This window comes from Mucilaginibacter sp. CAU 1740, assembly GCF_039839285.1.
Taxonomy (GTDB): Bacteria; Bacteroidota; Bacteroidia; order Sphingobacteriales; family Sphingobacteriaceae; genus Mucilaginibacter.
In genome coordinates this window covers 85283-100504 of the sequence record NZ_JBDOQS010000013.1, presented here as the reverse complement: position 1 = coordinate 100504, position 15222 = coordinate 85283, and the positions used below count along the sequence as shown (strand labels likewise).

Sequence of the window (15222 nt, the reverse complement as noted above, 5' to 3'; positions counted from 1 at the left end):
TTACGCTTTTACCCCCCCCCGCTGCTCTATTGAAATGACATTTTGTTTTGAGCCTACTGCAGCAACAACTTCAAGTTAATCCCGAAATTGGTAAACGAGGTATTAAACGTTTGCGAGGTGTACGGCTTGGTTAAATTAGAATCGTAAAACAAATTCAGGTTAAACCGCTGGTTGATCACATAATCAATAGAAGGACGAACGGTGATATTCTGCGCGCCTGATGAGATCTCGGCCGATTGAATGTCGGCGCGGTAGATCAAGGTTTTGTTATCCCTCAATGAAAAATCGAGCTTAAAGTTTACGTCCTTATGCTGTAAGCCTTCAAACAAGCCGAACGGAAAATGAAAATCTTTGGTATGGTAACCGAAACCCAGCACAATGATCTTTTCGTTTTGCTGAGCCAGCTGGCTGTTCAATAAACTTAGGCTCAACGCACGGCTTTGACGGTATTCGGCATTGGCGGTCATGCTGTTTTTAAACCTCATGCTGGCACCAATTAAAGGCACAAACTGTTCAAAAATGGTTACCTGCGAGAACTGGTACAGCGGCAAAAAGTCATTGTTCAAATCGCGGGCGCTTGACGCACCATTCTCTTCGCGGTATTGCAGCAGCGAGGTATAACCGGTTACGTTATAAGCCGAACGGTAACCATGGCTCAGATCGAACGAATCAAATATATCCTGGAACCACGAGATCTTGCTCAAACCATTATAAGTAACCTGCCAGTTAGGGATAGGTATTTTAGGGAACTGCGTTGTGCTACTGCCCGCTTTTTTGCCCGAGTAAGCGGCCAGAAATGCAGGCACCAATACGTTTTGCGAGTTTGGCCCATAGCCATCAGCATACCCATCAGTAGTTGTGCCGGTTGAGTTAGGATTTGTTTGCGCCAGCTTTTGCGAGACCACCGTACGGGCATCCAAAAACTTTTGGAAAGTGCTGGATACATTGGTGATGCCCTTGGCTTTCTCGAAGGCCGTACCGATGGTCAAAAACGAGATACTGTAATTGCCTGTAGTAACCGGGCTAAGCGTTTCAATACTATTGGTTGATGCCAGGTATTTAAAGTTGGCCTGGTAGTTATGATCCTGTGTTTTATAGGCGGTTAATTCGATCCTCAGATCTTTAAACGGCTCGATAATGCCACGGAAGTGCATATCCTCGTTAGATGTTGTGGTGTACAACTGGTTTTGCAGGGTATCATTAGTGATCCAGCCGTTAGCAACTGCTTTGGCCCTGATATCGGTTTGGCTACCCAGCAAAAACCCTAAACCCGGCGCGCCACCACTCGAACCAAAAAAGCCCGACGTTGGTAAATAACCCGGTAAAAATGTGCCCTGGGTATGCGTGTAAGTAGCGCTCAGGTTTTTAACGCTCGTCAGCAATCCTATCCACACATTTGGCTTTTTGTTTGGATTATTAGCCTTGCGGATAAAAGGGAATTTATTGTAAAGCGATGTAAGGTTAAGCGTAGGGTTTAACTGAACAACCCTTGAGTTTTGGATGCTGTTACCTACATCATAACTCGGATCATTAATAGCGAACAAGGGCTGCGTTTGCCAGTTAAAATGCGTACTGTAACGGGCAATGGCCGATACCCAATCCAAACCCGGAATTTTATTTATCGGAACGGTATAGTTAAAGGTTAGCGTGTGGTTATAATTGGTAGTACGCCCCAATTTTTTCAGGTTATCCCAAAGGGTATCGCGTTTTAAACCATTGATACGACCGGCCGGTTCATCCACTACCGATAAGTTGGTAGCGTCGATATCCATCTGCAATGATTTGGTTAAATTCCAGCCGATACCATACACACGGGTTATGTTAAAATACTTGTTGAATGTGGTAGTTGGCACAGGAATAAAATTGTTCGGATCGTTATCGCGCAGGGTATTTTCTGAGTAAAAACGATCAAAGTTAATGCTGAAGTTTAACCTTGATGGCAGCAGACTATAGTTAAAATCCCTTAACAAAGCCAAAGTGTTTTTCTTGATGATCTTGGCAAAGGGGCTATAATATTTAGGCTGATTGGTATAGTTATAAGCCACCGTTAAGTTGTACGTTTTCTCGATATCGTTCTGCGTTGTAAAATCGTGATGCGTGTACTCGGTGTAAGCGTAAGTGGCGTTAAAATTTTCAATATCCCAGATGTGGTTAATGGCGCTGGTATTAGTGCGCGCCTTATGCACATTGGTAAAGTTGATGCTTTTACGCATGGTAATATCAATAGCCGCGTTCCTGATCGAATCGCGTTCCTTAGTACTTGTAGCCGCGGCAAGCGATGATTTCAGCTCCACATCGGGCGCGCTTGGATCATACTGCGGCATACTGCGCTGTTTGGATACGTTGATGTACGCTGGGATCTTAATTCCGCTTTTATCCGGGAAAAATTTACCGAGCTCCACATTTGCCGATACATCGTAGGTTTGATCATCACTCTGGCTCCTGTCGTTCAAACGCGAATCCAGTGTACCAAAACCGATGGTTGTTTTACTGCCCGATACAGTTACATCGGCAAAGTCGGCGAGCTTGGCATCAACACGGGCCGTAGCTGCCCAGCCGCCGCGCTGATCAAAATCGGTAAGGCGCAACTCGTCAAACCAAACCGTTCCCGATTTATCGAGGCCGTCGTCGGCTATCACACTGGTACCTTTATATGGGTTTCGCACACCTAACATAATGGTGCGCAAACGGCTCAAATCCGGCTGACCTTTAATATATACTGTTTTATCGCCCTCAACATATTTAAACAACGTGTTGTAAGCCACATTCGAGTGGTTACGGGCCAGCTTGGCGCGCACCAACAGGTCAAGCTCCAGGTCCATTTGGTTGGCATCGGGCCAAATAGCATTCGGATCGCTGGTACCCGGATTGGTAATTTTTAATGGCAACTCGTATTCGTAGTAGTTATCCTGGTAATCCACACCTAAACGGATAAAGGCGTTCAGATCGTTATCCTTCAAATAATCGCCCTCGGCATGGATAAACATCTGCATGCGCTTGTATTTACGCAAGTCGTTATAAAAAGTACGGAAGGCTGCCCTCGAGTAACCATCGCGCAGATTTTTAACATTTACCGATAATGATTGCTCGTTAAGCTTGGTGTTGGTTTGCAGGTTATTGTAATTACGCTGGCGATTAATACCCGGCGGCACCACATACGGGATAGGCGTACGATTACCATTCTCTTCAATATTCACGGCCTGCACATCAATAACCGAGGCATCAATAGGTGGGTTTTGAATGGCCGGATCGGCAATTACATTCAAAGGATTTTTCTCGTTGTTGAAAGCGCGCCACTCACCGCGAACCAGCTCCAAAGTTGCAAAACGCAATACCGCGGTATCGGCAAAGTTGGTCATGAACATCCGCATAAAACGGATGGCTTTAAAATCCTGGATGTTACCAACTTTAGCCTGATAATCGGTAATTGGGATCCTGAACTGGTACCAGTTAACCGCCTGTGTTGTACCGTTAGGCAACTTCACCTGCGCGGTTACTTTATCGCTGATATAGTTTTGACCAACCACCATATCGGCAGGACGCATAGATACTTTATACTGGAAGTACGAATCTTCCTGGCTCATGTTGTTATCCCTGTTGATATCCTCACCATCGGGCAGCGAGGTTGAAGCTGAGTTTTGTAAACCCAGTTCAGCTTGCGATTGCTGGGCGGTTTTGGAGTTGCCATCGGTGCCATTGTAGCGGCTATAACGATCAAGGATGCCGGCGCGAGCCTGATCTAAAGCTGGCCCCTGGTAGTATTGGTAGTTATCTGATGACGGATCGGCGGTGAGGGCAGCGGCGGCTTGCGGGTTCAGTTGGCCTTGTAGCTGTTGTACTACCGGTGCGAATTTGGTTTTCTCGTCCTGATCGTTCAAACCATCCAAACCCACATCCTGTAGTTTACGGGCATCGGGGTTGTTATCAAAAGCGTTAATAACCGGCTGTAGTTTGGTTACCCTACCCCAATGGGTTTCATCAACTTTGGTTAAGTCGCCGTCAATAGGCAGGCCGTTTTCCAAACTTTTCTGGCCGTCTTTTAAAATATCTTCAGATATCGAACCTAAGTTGAAATACAGATCGCCACCTGCCGAATTTGGTTTGTAGATAAACGGATCCAACATCCAAAACTCGATGTACGATACGTTTAACGATTCAAAATCATTGGTCTCCAGTTTCCTGAACATACCACCCCACCGGTTTTTAGGGTTTTGCAACGTACCATCGGGGTTAATACCAGTTGTGGCGTAGTTATACGGACCACGGATGGTTGGGTAAAAAGCCATGTTCAGGGTAGCTAAACTCAACGGCTGCCCGGTGGCCGATTGTTTATACGGGAAAACTTCCTGCTCAATAACCTGCCTTACGTAATGGTTGGATAGTTCGCTTTTTGATATTGGGATAGAGCCGGTGTTGGTATAAAATATAGGGTCGATATTATAAAAAGCCAACCTTGCACGGTTGTAGCCATAGCTCAGGTCATCAAACAAACCCGACTCAGAGAACAATTGCGGCGTACCCGAAATTTGCCAGGCATTGGCGCTTTTTACATCGATAACAGATTGGCTGTTTTCAAAATCATCAAGATATGAAGTACCGTTTTTGGAACCCGCGAAATTCAAGGCACCCGGACTGCCCGGCATCAGTTTGGCAAACTCGCCATAAAAATTGATAGATGATGGGGCTTTGGTATGGATACCCGGAATTTTATCAACCAAACGGGTTAAAAACCTGGAGTTGGAGCTATAGTTGGCATCAAAACCCCAGATGGTATTAGAGATAGATTCTTCGCCCGCTATTTCATTTTGGGTGATGGGCTGCTCGGTTAAGTGCATTAAGGTAGCGCCCAATTGCAATTTATCGCTGGCATGGTAATCTAACCTGGTACCATATAATGATTTCTGCTGAACGCCAAAAAGTTCGTTGTTCTCTAACTTAACAGTAATGGGCTGGCCTGATGAAAGCAGCGCCTGGTTCAGGATCCTGATCCGGCCGGCGTTGTAATCAACCGTGTAATCGTTACCCTCCTGTAGCTTAACCGTACCGGCATTAACCACTACCGAACCCTGCGGAATATTCACCGCGTTCAATTGGTATTCCGACCCGCCTGTAGATGTATAAGTACCCTTAATTACATAGCGGTTAAGCGCCGGGAAATATTGCTGGGCAATGGTTTTGGTTGAATCATACAACGGTTGATAAACGTAGCGTTTGGCCAGATCAGCCTCGCCTGCTGTAAATTTAGCTGCCAGATCAGAACCAAAAGGTTCGACCGTTGGGAACGAGATCCGCCCGTTTTGCGAATCGATGGTGATACCCTCTAAAAAGTCGAAATAGCCGTCGGGCTTTTTATCGCTTTGCTGGTTCAGGTTATCCAGGCCCGATACCTGCAGCCATAGTTTACCTTTTAGGTTCTGCCCCTCTTCCATCACCGTTTTTTCGATGCCCGATTTATCATCCAAGCGGGTAACCGTCAGTTTAAAATCAGTAGGGGCTATCTGGAAAGCGCCAAGGGAATAGATGTTCTTCATCATCAGGTCCCACTGCGGTAAATTGGTTTTAAGTATTTCGCCTTTAAGCAATTTTACGTACAGCATTTTGGGCGTTGTAGGATCAACCGCTACATCGCTGCTAAACTCACCCACCTGGTACTGCACACCGTTAACCGTATATTGGTAAGCTACAGCCAATACCTCATCATTATTTAAAGGGTAATTCAAAGATATATAACCCAACTGCGGATGCAAGGTAAACTCCTTATCGGTAAGCTTACGGGCGTAGGTTAATTTCGAATAGTTATCTGTACTACCCGATCCCTGAAAAAAGCTTGCAATGGCATTTGAGTTGGTTTGCTTGGGATTGCCGGGCAAATTATTAATAGTAGTTAACAGGTTGTTTGATTGTTGCGGAAAACCCTGCCCCGAAAAGCCTGCGGGCAAACCGCTAAACCCAGCCCCCGTAAACCTTGTTTTATTATAAGGGTTGTTCTCACCCAAATCCGTAAAAGCCATAATATCCCGCGAATCGGTAGTTACGCTGGTACGGTTGGTTGTCCAAACCTCAATTTTTGTGATGGTAATATTCGAGCTGATGATCGGGATATTGGCCAGCGCCTTGTTATAATTATTACGGAAATATTGCGCCAAAAAGAAGTGTTTATTAGCTTCATAATCGGCGGGAGTTAACCTGAACTCGCCCTGCTGCGAACCATTGGTGATGGTGATAGTTCTTGACTGCGACCGCTGTTGCGAAAAAATACTGGTAACATCCAGCCTGCCAAACTTCAACTTGGTTTTTACACCAAACAGTGCCTGGCTACCGGTTATCAACGTGGTATTTAAAGGCATACTTACCGTACCGGCCTCAATTTTCTGGATGATCTCATCGGGCGAACCGGTGTAATCCAGCTTGATCTGATTTTCAAACTGGAACTGGGCATCAGTGTTGTAATTGGTGGTGATCTTTAATTTATCGCCAATGTTACCGGTTACGTTCAACTGGATCCGCTGATCAAAATTAAAATTGAACTGGCTGCGCTGGCGGGTATTGAACAACGGGTTGGCATTTTTATTCACCTGCCCGGCCAATATCATCTCGGCCGATCCCTGCGGACGGATATCAATAACCGAACTACCAAAAATTTGCTCAAACGTACGGCTCCTCACTTTAATAGGCGGGATAAAGCCCGGCTGCTGCGAATCATAAGCATACGCATCAGCCTGCTGCTGGAAGTTAATACGTTGGATGGAGCGTTGCCTCAGTTTTAAATACTGATCAAAAGTGAGGTACTGTGGCGGACGGTAAAGTAAATTACCTACCCTCTCGTATAAAATATAGCGATTGGTAACCGGGTCGTATTCTACGGTACGGGTTAAGTTTGCAGGGTCGGGACTAAACATACCTTCCCTTAGCCGTGTACTGCGCGGCGTAACGAGGTTTATAGGTGCATTGGCTTTTGTTGTATCACTTTTGGTTGCAGGCTGGGTTTGCTGCTGCTGTTGTGCATTCGCGCTTCCCATCCCACCCAATACCACGATGAACAACACACTTATAAGTATCTTATAAGTAAATATTTTGATCAAAAGTTTAGTCGAATTTTATTCAGTAATTATAATGTTTTTAATGCAATTTTAATAAGCTCTTCCACCGTTAATTCGGTATTATTTTTCTTTATTTCCTGGTCCAGTACCTTTTCTGCAACGTTACGTGCAAAGCCCAGCATTACCAATGCCGAAAGTGCTTCATCTTTAGCAGTTACACTTACAGGGACAACTGTTAAAGTATCAGGGCCTTCTTTGCGCAGCTTATCCTGCAGCTCTAAAATTATCCGTTGAGCTGATTTAGGGCCGATACCTTTGATCCGCTGGATCAACGATACATTGCCGCTTACTATAGCTACCTGGATCTCGGCCGGCGTTATTGATGATAACATCATTCGCGCAGTATTAGGCCCTATCCCCGAAATAGAAATTAAATGTAAGAACAACCTGCGCTCGCCATCAGTTGCAAAACCGTACAAGGTGTGCGCATCCTCTTTTACGTGTAACCAAACTAATAGTTTACAATTTTCATCCTCGTTAATTCCGGAGTAAGTGTTTACCGAAATATTAATGTGATAGCCCACGCCACCGGCATCAATAACCACATACGAAGGGCTTTTAAACATCAGCCTTCCGCTAATATAATCATACATATTTTACCGCTTTGTTAAGTTGTGTTAAATAATCCCGCAAATATTACCGTCACGAAACCGGGAAGAGCCAAAGTTAAGATTTCCGACGGCATTAGTTTTTCCATTTACTAAAATTGCGCTACTTTTGACAACGTCAAACAAGCAAAAACACCTAATCATGCCAAACACTAAGATATCAGCAAAAGAGTTAATTATTGCTAAAGCCTTAGAAATGTATAATAACTGTGGTGTAGAATATGTAGGCGTACGTGAACTGGCCAAAGAATTGGGAATAAAAGGTGGAAATATTACCTATTACTTTCCTACAAAAAATGATCTGCTGCGTGAGATCTCGAACAGGGTAACGGAGTCGAACGCTGAAATATTAGGTAAATCGAAAATACCCGGCTTATATGGCTTTCTGGAGATGAACAGGCTACTGTATTTTAATCAGTATAAATACCGGTCGTACTTTATCAGCCTGCCGCTGTGGCTTCAGCAGGATGTTGAATTTGCGCAAACTTACCAGGCAATGCAGGTATCAAGGCGTGTTACATTTACCCAGGAACTGAAGACATTGGCTACCGGAGGCTATTTATTAGCTATTTCTGATGAAGATTTAGCTCCCTTGCTCGCGGCTTTATCAATAACTAACCGTTTGTGGATAAGCGAGGCAACTCTTGATGGGTTAATAGCCGATGAAAAACTTGTTGTAAATACCTACTTAGGCCGTTTGGCTGGTCTGCTTAATTTTATCGCTTCAGAAAAAGGGAAAGCAGATATCAGGAAATTTTTGAAGGAACTGAAATAAAAACGGCGTTGAACATTTGCATGCTCAACGCCGTCATTATATCTATCTAAATTAATTTAAACTTTAGCCGCTTTAACCTGCGCGTCAACAACGGCAATGGTTATCATGTTCACAATTTCGCGCACTGAGCTACCCAACTGCAACACATGCACCGGCTTTTTCAAACCAAGTAATATCGGACCAACAGCTTCAGCGCCGCCAATTTCCTGTAACAGTTTATAGGCAATGTTACCCGATTCCAGGTTAGGGAAGATCAGCGTATTTGCCGGTTTACCATTCAGGGTTGAGAACGGGAAATTATCAGCCAACAAATCGGAATTTAACGCGAAGTTGGCTTGCATATCACCATCAACTACCATATCCGGATATTTTTCGTGAAGGATCTTCACCGTTTCCCGAGTTTTTTCAGGAACCTCGCCTTCGTTCGATCCGAAGTTTGAGTATGATAGAACAGCTACCCTTGGGTTTATATTGAACTGTTTTACCGAACGCTCCATCAACACCGTAATATCCACCAGATCATTAACACAGGGGTTAACGTTTACCGTGGTATCGCCAAAAAACACAGGGCCTTTAGCAGTGATCATCATGTACATACCGGCAACTCGGTTAACCCCTTCTTCAGTACCGATAATTTGCAAGGCTGGTTTTACGGTAGTTACATAATTTTTGGTTAATCCGGAGATCAAGGCGTCGGCACGACCAAACTGCACCATACAGGCACCATAATAGTTCCTGTCGATAAGCAGTTTCTTAGCCTCAAACAGGGTCACGCCCCTACGCTGACGTTTGTTGTACAGGTATTCAGCATACTCATCCATATGTTCGCAGCCCTCTCGTGGGTCGATGATCTGTACATCGCCTAAGTCAAGGTCGTTGTCATGGATGATTTTTTTGATCCTATCAATATTACCCAACAAGATTGGGGTGGCAATACCTTCCTCTTTTACTATCTGAGCCGAACGCAGGATCTTGTAGTTATCAGCCTCGGCAAATACAACTCGTTTAGGGTCTTGCTTGGCTTTGGCGGTTAGGTTACGCAACAACTTATCGTTAGTGCCCAAACGAGACCTTAGCTCTTCAGCATAGGCATCCCAATCGGTGATTACTTTACGGGCCACTCCCGATTCGATAGCTGCTTTGGCAACGGCCATTGATACCTCGGTGATCAACCTTTGGTCCATTGGTTTGGGAATAATGTAATCTTTACCAAACTTCAGGTTGGTTAAATTATAGGCGAGGTTAACCGCTTCTGGCACCGGCTTTTTAGCCATCTCGGCAATAGCGTGGGTGGCGGCTATTTTCATTTCCTCGTTAATAGCAGTCGCCCTAACATCCAACGCTCCCCTGAAAATATATGGGAAACCCAATACGTTATTCACCTGGTTAGGAAAATCTGAGCGGCCGGTTGCCATAATAATATCATCGCGAGTACCCGCAGCCAGATCATAATCAATTTCAGGCACCGGGTTAGCCATCGCAAAAACGATAGGCTTTTTAGCCATGGTTTTCAGCATATCTGGCGTTACTACGTTACCCGCCGAAAGGCCAACAAATACGTCGGCATTTTTCATGGCATCAGCAAGGGTTTTCACATCCTTGCGGTCGGTAGCAAACTCCATCCTGATCTCGTCAAGATCGGTACGCTCCTGGTTCAGTACGCCGTTTATATCAAACATCACGAGGTTCTCTTTTTTAACCCCTAACGACAGGTACATTTTTGAGCAGGATACCGCGGCGGCACCCGCGCCATTAACTACCATTTTTATTTTATCCAGCTTTTTCCCCTGTATCTCGCAGGCATTCATCAACGCCGCGCCTGAGATAATGGCAGTACCATGCTGATCATCGTGCATTACCGGGATATTCATTTCGGCTTTTAACCTGCGTTCAATTTCGAAGCAGGTTGGTGCCGAGATATCTTCCAGGTTCACACCGCCGAATGTTGGCTCAAGGGCTTTTACGATCTTTACAAAATCATCTACATTTTTGGCGTCCAGCTCCAGGTCGAATACGTCGATATCGGCATAAATTTTAAATAGCAGGCCTTTGCCTTCCATTACAGGCTTGCTGGCCTCAGGGCCAATATTGCCTAAACCTAAAACGGCAGTACCGTTACTGATCACAGCTACGAGGTTGCCTTTGGCGGTATATTTATAAACATCTTCGGTATTGTCCGCAATTTTTAAACATGGCTCGGCCACACCGGGCGAGTAGGCCATGGTTAAATCGCGTTGCGAATTTGTTGGTTTGGTAGGTACAACTTGTATCTTTCCGGGACGGCCTTGCGAATGGTAGTTAAGCGCATCCTGTTTACGATTGATTTTATTCATTTTTTTCAAATTGAAGCGCCCAAAATTACAATTCTTTTTATGCACCACGCATAAAAAAGCCCCTTTTTACAATTATGATAAAAAGAGGTTAAAATACGGTTAGTGTTTTGCAAAGATTGGGTTAAAAGAATGAAATATGCTTCGCTGTTATATTATATCCCACTGAATGAAGTTATAGTCTGTTATAGGCCGCCGAGATTTAGAATCAAACTATAGCCTGGGTTTTAGTTTGATCACATTACCCAAAGAATCCCCTTCCACCGTGTAAGAGTATTTTAACGACTCAATTTTTTGGTGATTTAAATACTGGCAAACGCTTTGATCTAATTCGTCGTAATCATGATGAACTAAGTTGGCGATCTCCCAAATATAAGGTTCAACGTTTAGTTCCTTATAAGCAACTAATTTATGATGCCCGTCTATCAGGAAACTATTGCCGGTTAAAGAACCATTGCTATAATCTTTTCTGTATGAAAGAATTATCGGTTTACTTCCATCGATGATCTGTTGCTTATAAAGATCTATAGTCGTCCGATCTAAGCTATTGAGTTGTTTAGTAGCGAATAAAAATGGAGAGTGATCATCGAATGAGCCAAACACGAATTCTGTATTCGACACTATTTCGCAAATAACAAAGTTAGTTACATGTTCCACACAAAACGAACCGGGTTCAAATATTTCAAGTAAACGCTCCACGCTACTGCTTTTTTCTCTAAATAAATTGGCCTTTGTATAAAAATCAAATTCTATGTCTTTAAGCGCGAAATTTAACAGAGCGTTGTGAGAATACCCTTTAACATGATAAACGTTAATTGGGTCAGGATACGGCCCCTCAACAGTTACAACGATTATATTATTGTCAATCTTTAAACAACTAATAGTCCCGTCATAATCCACTCTGATTTTACTGCTTCCGGTAGTATTATACATTACAAATTCAAGTGCCATTTTTATTCCTTTTTCTTCGCCTTCTCTAAATTTTTCTGCACCCTGAACTTTACAATTTTGGTAATCAAATCAAGCGGCAAAGGTTTATCCAACGGGAATTGCACCGATCCTTTAGCCCCTTTGTAGCCCGAAAGTTCTTCCTTAAACTCTTCCAATCCCTGAGGAGCGGGATAGAAACCAATATGGTTTTTAAACCCGCCAAAGTGTACCAGGTTACCGTTGAGGATAAAAGTTGGGATTGCGTATTTGATTGCTTCTTCGGCATCGGGCGCAGCGGCTTTTATGGTAGCGCGTACCTGTTGAAGCTTTTGCTGAACATCTTCGGGGAAGTCGGCAATATATTCATCGATGGTTTCCTTTGGCTTTTGCATTGTACAGGTGATTGGTTTATATAAAGCTACAAAGGTTTTGGGAAAATTCTGTAGTCGCAGACTACAGGTATAGTAATCCGAAGTTTGGAAACTTCGGACAGCGGGTACTCAGTTTCCGCAAAGCATTTCCGAAAACGTCATTGCGAGGCACGAAGCAATCCCAAACTATACAGGGCGGACCTGCTTATCGGGGATTGCTTCGTACCTCGCAATGACGGCTTTTTTTTATCTTTTTATATTGGATTTTTTAATTCTTCGAATATCCACCATCATCCTGCACATTGGCAGCAACCTCACCCGCCGATACCTTCAGCATTGCCCCTATCGGCGCACGGTTGGTTTTCAGATGGTTCCAGGCTTTCAGATCGGATACTTCGCAGCCAAATTTATCAGCTATCGAGGCAAGCGTTTCGCCTTTACGCACTTTATGATGCGTTGGCATCCTTCGCTCAACTTTAGCAGGCGTTTCGGTTGCCGCGGCGTAAGTATTTGTTTTAGGAGTTGTAGCCAGTACTGGATTATCAACACCATTCAATACATTATATAACGAGGCATAATTAGCCTTAGCCGTTTGTGGTAATATTAACCTGCGCGGAGTTTTAGGGCTGCCGTTAATTACCGCCATCCGGTATGATGGATTGAGTACAGTGATCTCTCTCAAACTTACATCCAGCGCCTGGGCAACGCTGCTTAACGGCACTATCCTTTTTACCATTACGGTATCGGTACGGATACTAAAATTGCACGGCTGGGCAACTATATTGTGCTTGTTAAAATAGTTCATCACATAGTTCATAGCTATAAAAGCCGGAACGTAGCCGCGGGTCTCTACCGGTAAATACTGGCGGATACTCCAAAAGTCGGTTACACCGCCTGCTTTTTCAACAGCGCGCTCTACGTTGCTTTTGCCGCAATTGTACGAGGCAATAGCCAACAGCCAATCGCCAAATTCCTGGTAGGCATCTTTTAGGTAGGCGGCGGCGGCATAGCTCGATTGGATAGGGTCACGACGATCATCGATATAGTTGTCCATGTTCAAGCCATAAATTTTGGCTGTAGTACCCATAAATTGCCAAAGCCCTGTAGCCCCTACGCGCGAAACAGCATTGGGATCAAGCTTTGATTCAACTATCGAAAGGAATTTAATTTCTTCGGGGATACCTGCCTCGCGGAAGGCTTTTTCGTAAATAGGGAAGTAATATTTGGTAAGGCCAACCACCTGTCCCATCTCTTCGCGGTTGCGCATGTACAGATCGATATAGGCCTGCACGTATTCGTTATAATCTAACTGGATATCCTTGCGGATGGAATCTAACCTGCGTTTGTACACTCCGCCATAGCTGGTAAGCGGAAGCGGTTGGTTTAGCACCGGCAAAATAGTAGTATCGGCATTTACAGCTTCCGGATTAAATTTGGTTACGCGGCTTAGCTGCGTAAATAACTTTACCGAATGGCTTAATTTAGTTTTGGCTTGTAAAATTTGCAGTGATAAAAGGCAGATGGTCAGCGTAAATAATCTCTTCATTCTTTATCGGTTTGACTAAATATTTAATGCCCAAAGCATCAGCACGTTTACTAAAGTACTGTTTTTATTATAGTTCCAGAAAATATTTGGCGAAGTCTAACAGTTCCTGTTCGCCAAAATGCTTTGTTAATAACTGTAACCCTAACGGCAAACCATTGCTGTTATTGCCCGTAGGTACTGATATGGCCGGCACACCGGTTAGTGAGGCTTGTACGGTAAAAATATCAGAAAGATACATCACCACCGGATCTTTCTCTTCCCTACCTATGTTAAAGGCCGGTTCGGGAGCCGTTGGTACCAAAATAAAATCGTACTCGGCAAGGATCTCGTTGGTTTTCTCCTGGATCAGGCGGCGTACTTTTTGCGCTTTGGCGTAATAGGCATCATAGTAACCGGCACTTAAAACAAAGGTACCAGTCATGATACGGCGTTTCACTTCTTTACCAAAACCTTCGGAACGTGATTTTTTATAGGTTGATTGCAGATCAACAGCCTGCGGACTGCGGTAGCCGTAATGTACACCATCGTACCTTGCCAGATTTGATGATGCTTCGGCCATGGCCAAAATGTAATAGGTTGGTACCAGGTAATCCAGCAATTCAAAAGCTATTGGGGTAACGGTATGGCCTTCCTCGCGCAGCTTTTCAATATGCTTTATCAGGTTATCTTTTACCTCGTTATCCACGCCCGGGCTTGAAATGGCTTCCTGTAAATAAGCTATCTTCTTTTTGCCCGGCTTCTGAAAGTTGGTGTAGGTAGCAGGCGGCGGAGTTTGCGATAGCGTGCTATCGTAATCATCCGGACCGGCCAATACTTCCAGCAATAAGGCGGCATCCTCTACCGATTTGGTCACCGGGCCAACCTGATCAAACGACGAAGCGTAGGCAATAATACCGTGCCTTGAGATGCTTCCGTAAGTAGGTTTTAAACCAACCACCCCGCAAAACGAAGCAGGTTGCCTTACAGAGCCACCGGTATCTGTACCCAAAGCAGCGTGGCACATCCCAGCCTGCACAGCCACCGCCGAGCCTCCTGATGAACCACCGGCTACCCTGGTTTCATCGGCAAAGTTTTTTACCGGGCCAAAGTATGATGACTCGTTGGTAGCGCCCATAGCAAACTCATCGCAATTACAACGGCCTATAATTACCGCGTCTTCGGCCAGCACGCGTTCAACTACGGTTGATGAAAATATCGATTTGAAACCGGTTAGGATCTTTGATGAGGCGGTTACCTTGTGGCCTTTGTAGCAGATGTTATCTTTTATACCGATAACCATACCCGCCAGTTTACCGGCGGTGCCATTTTTTATTTTATTGTCAACGTTTTTTGCAGCAATTAAAGCCTCATCGGCAAACACCTCGTTAAAAGCATTTAAATGAGCGTTTTTTTCAATTTGAACAAGGTATTCTTTTACAAGTCCTTCAACAGTAATTTCTGCACGTTGCAACCCACTCTTAATTTCAGATAAAGTGGAATAAGTATTAGCCATGGGGCTAAAATAAAAAACTTATCCGTTGAAATAAGAAATAAATCAACAGATAAGTTCATATAGTAAGTAA

Annotated in this window: 8 protein-coding genes; 1 reads left to right on the top strand and 7 read right to left on the bottom strand. The window is 44.3% G+C overall.

Going from position 1 to position 15222, the window contains the following annotated elements; translation table 11 throughout:
* Window positions 1-53: 53 nt before the first annotated feature.
* Together sprA and ruvA are read right to left on the bottom strand one after the other, a co-directional pair.
* The gene (gene sprA / locus AAFN85_RS24445; protein WP_347530373.1) at window positions 54-7082 is read right to left on the bottom strand and encodes a cell surface protein SprA; all 7029 of its coding nucleotides are present in this window, start codon (window positions 7080-7082) and stop codon (window positions 54-56) included.
* Between the two features lie 26 nt (window positions 7083-7108).
* Window positions 7109-7693, bottom strand: a complete 585-nt coding sequence (gene ruvA / locus AAFN85_RS24440; RefSeq protein WP_347530371.1) for a Holliday junction branch migration protein RuvA — start codon at window positions 7691-7693, stop codon at window positions 7109-7111.
* A 157-nt stretch (window positions 7694-7850) separates the two neighbouring features.
* Between ruvA and AAFN85_RS24435 the strand changes: the two genes are divergently transcribed.
* Window positions 7851-8483: a TetR/AcrR family transcriptional regulator gene (locus AAFN85_RS24435; protein WP_347530370.1), complete on the top strand. Its 633-nt coding sequence runs from the start codon at window positions 7851-7853 to the stop codon at window positions 8481-8483.
* Between the two features lie 56 nt (window positions 8484-8539).
* On the opposite strand, the gene AAFN85_RS24430 is transcribed toward AAFN85_RS24435, so the two are convergent.
* The 5 genes from AAFN85_RS24430 to gatA all read right to left on the bottom strand — a co-directional run bounded on the left by AAFN85_RS24430 (window position 8540) and on the right by gatA (window position 15152).
* Entirely contained in the window at window positions 8540-10816 is a 2277-nt protein-coding gene (locus AAFN85_RS24430; RefSeq protein WP_347530369.1) for an NADP-dependent malic enzyme, read from the bottom strand.
* 210 nt (window positions 10817-11026) lie between these two features.
* On the bottom strand, window positions 11027-11764 hold the full coding sequence (locus AAFN85_RS24425; protein ID WP_347530367.1) for a hypothetical protein: 738 nt from the start codon (window positions 11762-11764) through the stop codon (window positions 11027-11029).
* Window positions 11765-11766: 2 nt separating this feature from the next.
* Entirely contained in the window at window positions 11767-12135 is a 369-nt protein-coding gene (locus tag AAFN85_RS24420; protein ID WP_347530365.1) for a DUF1801 domain-containing protein, read from the bottom strand.
* A 247-nt stretch (window positions 12136-12382) separates the two neighbouring features.
* Window positions 12383-13660, bottom strand: coding sequence for a transglycosylase SLT domain-containing protein (locus tag AAFN85_RS24415; RefSeq protein WP_347530364.1), 1278 nt, complete (start codon window positions 13658-13660; stop codon window positions 12383-12385).
* A 67-nt stretch (window positions 13661-13727) separates the two neighbouring features.
* A complete protein-coding gene (gene gatA, locus AAFN85_RS24410; protein WP_347530363.1) occupies window positions 13728-15152 on the bottom strand; it encodes an Asp-tRNA(Asn)/Glu-tRNA(Gln) amidotransferase subunit GatA in 1425 nt (474 codons plus the stop codon).
* Window positions 15153-15222 lie beyond the last annotated feature (70 nt).

Bases quoted from the DNA above. Each gene is read 5' to 3' on its own strand.
- ruvA (WP_347530371.1), bottom strand. From the start codon at position 7,693: ATGTATGATTATATTAGCGGAAGGCTGATGTTTAAAAGCCCTTCGTAT.
- AAFN85_RS24425 (WP_347530367.1), bottom strand. From the start codon at position 11,764: ATGGCACTTGAATTTGTAATGTATAATACTACCGGAAGCAGTAAAATC.
- AAFN85_RS24415 (WP_347530364.1), bottom strand. From the start codon at position 13,660: ATGAAGAGATTATTTACGCTGACCATCTGCCTTTTATCACTGCAAATT.
- AAFN85_RS24435 (WP_347530370.1), top strand. From the start codon at position 7,851: ATGCCAAACACTAAGATATCAGCAAAAGAGTTAATTATTGCTAAAGCC.
- gatA (WP_347530363.1), bottom strand. From the start codon at position 15,152: ATGGCTAATACTTATTCCACTTTATCTGAAATTAAGAGTGGGTTGCAA.
- AAFN85_RS24430 (WP_347530369.1), bottom strand. From the start codon at position 10,816: ATGAATAAAATCAATCGTAAACAGGATGCGCTTAACTACCATTCGCAA.
- AAFN85_RS24420 (WP_347530365.1), bottom strand. From the start codon at position 12,135: ATGCAAAAGCCAAAGGAAACCATCGATGAATATATTGCCGACTTCCCC.